The 3,704-nt window shown below is 76.6% G+C and carries 3 protein-coding genes and 1 pseudogene; 3 read left to right on the plus strand and 1 reads right to left on the minus strand.

Going from position 1 to position 3,704, the window contains the following annotated elements; translation table 11 throughout:
- Positions 1-1,070: polysaccharide deacetylase family protein (locus tag VR45_RS28655; RefSeq protein ID WP_353612725.1), on the plus strand; the 1,070-nt coding region annotated here is incomplete at its 5' end.
- Positions 1,071-1,400: 330 nt separating this feature from the next.
- Here the strand turns inward: VR45_RS28655 and VR45_RS28660 are convergent.
- Positions 1,401-2,186 carry an aspartate/glutamate racemase family protein gene (locus tag VR45_RS28660; protein ID WP_045942756.1) on the minus strand — a complete coding sequence of 262 codons (786 nt, stop codon included), beginning with the start codon at positions 2,184-2,186 and terminating at the stop codon, positions 1,401-1,403.
- Positions 2,187-2,243: 57 nt separating this feature from the next.
- Between VR45_RS28660 and VR45_RS28665 the strand changes: the two genes are divergently transcribed.
- Both VR45_RS28665 and VR45_RS28670 read left to right on the plus strand, forming a co-directional pair.
- Entirely contained in the window at positions 2,244-3,386 is a 1,143-nt protein-coding gene (locus VR45_RS28665) for a glycosyltransferase (RefSeq protein ID WP_234326269.1), read from the plus strand.
- 102 nt (positions 3,387-3,488) lie between these two features.
- A pseudogene (locus VR45_RS28670) lies at positions 3,489-3,704 on the plus strand (SAM-dependent methyltransferase); the annotation flags it as partial.

The following is a 3,704-nucleotide window of genomic DNA, read 5'->3' on the forward strand; positions in this document are numbered from 1 at the left end:
CCGCCGCGGCCACCCGTACCTGCTCCCGGCCCGCCCGGGCCCTGGCGCCCGCGCCGGCGGCGACGCCCGGACGGCGGACACCCGAGCGCGTCGAGGGCCCGGCCGTCGCTCCCGTCGGCGCTCCTGCCGGCGCTCCTGTCGGCGCTCCTGCCGGCAGCCCGGCCGACGCGCGGGGCGAGTGGCTGCGGTTCGTACCCGTCCAGCCGCTGTTCCGGGCCCGGGCGGCGCAGCGGCTCGCCGTGCTCGCCTACCACGGGGTCACCGACCCCCGATCGTTCGGCGCGCAGCTCGACCGGCTGCGAAGACTCGCGACACCCGTCTCGCTCGCCGCCGTGCAGGAAGCCGTCGCCGAACGACGTCCGCTGCCCGCCCGCAGTGTGCTGGTGACCTTCGACGACGCCGATCGCAGCGTCCTGACCCACGCGCTTCCCGCACTGATCGAACGCGGCATCCCGGCCGCGGCCTTCGTCATCTCCGAGCTGATCGGGACGGAGCGGCCGTTCTGGTGGCACGAGGCCGACTTCCTCGCCCGGCACGGCGGGCGGGCCCGTTCGCTGGACTGCGGCCACCCCTCGCAGTTGCTCCGCCGGCTCAAGGCGATGCCCGACCCGGACCGCCGGCGCAGCCTCCAGGAGCTGCGGGTCAGCGCGGACCGGCGCCCGCCCGGCCAGGAGCAGCTCACCCCCGCCGACCTGCTGGCGCTCCGCGAGGGCGGCGTCGCCATCGGCAACCACACCCAGGGGCACCCGTGCCTCGGCCGCTGCGACGACGCCACCGTCCGGGCCGAGATCACCGGCGCCCACGAGGCCCTCACCCGCTGGCTCGGCGAGCCGCCGATCGCCTTCGCCTACCCGGACGGCGGCCACGACGTCCGGGCCGAGGGCGTCCTCCAGGAGCTGGGCTACCGGCTCGGCTTCCTCTCCGACCACCGCCTCGGCCCCCGGCTCCCCTCCCACCCGCTCCAGATCAGCCGGCTCCAGGTCGACTCGACGACCAGCACCCGCCGCTTCGACACCATCCTGTCCGGCCTCGAACCCGCCTACCGCCGCTGGCGCGGCCAGGCCGCCTGACCCCGCGCAGGAAGTCGCCCCACCGACTTCCTGCGCCCGGCCTCCGCCCCACCCGGCAGATGGCCCGAAACCCGCCTCACCCCGGACAGGCAACCGACCGGGGGTGGCACGGGCCGAGTCAGGGGCGGCAAGGGAGGCCGGTCTTCGCTGCCGGTTGTGTTTCCCGCGCGCGGCTCGCACTCGGGTCGGCCCCGGGTGTGACATCACGGCCGACGGCGGTCCGGGTGGGTCGTCGGTGGGAGCGGCGGCGCGCGTAGCGTCGAGGAGCAGCCCCTCCACCCGCCGGGGCACGCACCGGACCGTCCGGGGGACAACCGGGCTGCCGGAGGCTCAGGCCGCCGGGGTCGCGATCGGGGTGGCGCCGAGGAGGGCTGTTCCGGGGTAGGCCAGGGCGACGGCGGGGAGGGTGGTCGGGGTGCCGGCGTGCAGGACGGTGAGGGTGCCGTTGCCGCGGCGGGTGGGGTCGGCGACGCGGCGGAGGGCCTGGGCGACGACCGGTTCGGCGGAGCCGTGCAGGGTGAGCGAGGGCAGGGCGGTCGGTGCGACGGCGGCGCGGATGCGTTCGGCGACCAGTTCGTAGTGGGTGCAGCCGAGGACCAGGGCCGCCGTTCCGGCCGGGGTCCGGGCGGCGGCGTCGGCGACGGCCGCGTCGATCGCCGCCTGGTCGCCGTGGTCCACGGCGTCGGCGAGCCCGGGGCAGGCCACCTCGGTGACGGCGGCGGTTCCGGCGAAGTCGCGGATCAGTCCGCGCTGGTACGCGCTGCCGGTGGTGGCCGGGGTGGCCCAGATGGCGACCGGGCCGCCGAGCGCGGCGGCCGGCTTGATCGCCGGGACGGTGGCGATGACCGGGAGCGCGGGCTCCAGCTCGGCACGGAGGGCGGCGAGCGCGTGCACGGAGGCGGTGTTGCAGGCGATGATCAGCGCGTCCGGTTCGTGCGCGGCGGCGGCGCGGGCACAGCCGAGGGCGAGTTCGGTGATCTCCTCGGGCGTGCGGGGGCCCCAGGGCATCGAGGCGGGGTCGGAGGAGAGCACCAGATCGACGTCCGGGCGCATGGTCCGGAGTACGCCGGCGGCGGCCAGCAGGCCGATTCCCGAGTCCATCAGTGCGATCTTCACGCTTCAAGACTTTAGTCGATGCCCCGCCGCGAGCCCTTGGTGCGGCAGACTGCCCGGGTGACCGTCCTGCTGTGGATCGCCGTGCTCTCCCTGCTGGTCTGGCTCTGGCTGGCGGGCTGCCACGGGTTGTTCTGGCGTACCGATGTCCGTCTGCCGCCGCGCCGTCCGCCCGTGCGGTGGCCGCAGGTGGCGGTGGTGGTGCCGGCCCGGGACGAGGCCGAGGTGCTGCCGCTGTCCCTGCCGAGCCTGCTGGCGCAGAAGTACCCGGGGCGGGCGCGGGTGGTGCTGGTGGACGACCACAGCACGGACGGCACCGGTGCGCTGGCGCGTTCGCTCGCCGCCCCGGGGGGCCTGGAGCTGACGGTGGCTTCCCCTCCCCCGCTGCCGCCGGGCTGGACGGGCAAGCTGTGGGCGGTGCGGCACGGGGTGGAGCTGGCGGGGGCGGACGCCGAGTACCTGCTGCTGACGGACGCGGACATCGCGCACGGGCCGGACTCGCTGGCCGAGCTGGTGGCGGCGGCGGAGGCGAACCGGCTGGACCTGGTGTCGCAGATGGCCCGGCTGCGGGTGGAGACGGGGTGGGAGCGGCTGATCGTGCCGGCCTTCGTGTACTTCTTCGCCCAGCTCTACCCGTTCCGGTGGAGCAACCGGCCCGGTTCCCGGACGGCGGCGGCGGCCGGCGGCTGCTCGCTGGTGCGGCGGGAGGCGCTGGAGCGGGCGGGCGGGGTGGCGGCGATCCGGGGCGCGGTCATCGACGACGTGTCCCTCGCCCGGGCGGTGAAGGCCACCGGGGGCCGGACCTGGCTGGGCCTGGCCGAGCAGGTGGACAGTGTGCGCCCGTACCCGCGGCTGGCGCAGCTGTGGCGGATGGTGTCGCGCAGCGCGTACGCCCAGCTGCGGCATTCGCCGGTGCTGCTGCTGGGGACGGTGCTGGGGCTGACGCTGGTGTACCTGGTGCCGCCGGTGGCGGTGCTGGCGGGGGTGGCGGCGGGTGCCTGGCCGGTGGCGGTGGCGGGCGGGGCGGCCTGGGCGCTGATGACGGGCACCTTCGTCCCGATGCTGCGCTACTACCGGCAGCCGGCGGCGGCCGCGCTGCTGCTGCCGTTCACGGCGGCGCTGTACCTGCTGATGACGGTCGACTCGGCGGTGCAGCACTGGCGCGGCCGGGGTGCCGCCTGGAAGGGCCGGACGTACGGGTAGGGGCGGACGCCCAAAAGGCAGGCGGGGCGAAGGCCGGACGCGGCGAAGGGCAGGCGGGCCGAAGGCCGGACGGGCGGGGCCCGGGTGGGCCACACTGTTCGAATGGACCGTCAGACGATCTCCCGGCTCGCCCACGCCCATCACCCGATCGCCGCGCCGCTCTCCGACGAGGCCGTGGCGACGCTGCTGGAGCGGGCGCTCGGCCCGGAGGAGGAGGGGCGGATCCTCGACCTCGGCTGCGGGCAGGGCGGCTGGCTGCTGCGGGCGCTGGCGGCGCGGCCGCGCCGGCGGGCGGGCGGGGTGGACCTGGACGCGGGC

Source organism: Streptomyces sp. NRRL S-495 (assembly GCF_000966955.1).
In the GTDB taxonomy this organism is placed as follows: domain Bacteria; phylum Actinomycetota; class Actinomycetes; order Streptomycetales; family Streptomycetaceae; genus Kitasatospora; species Kitasatospora purpeofusca.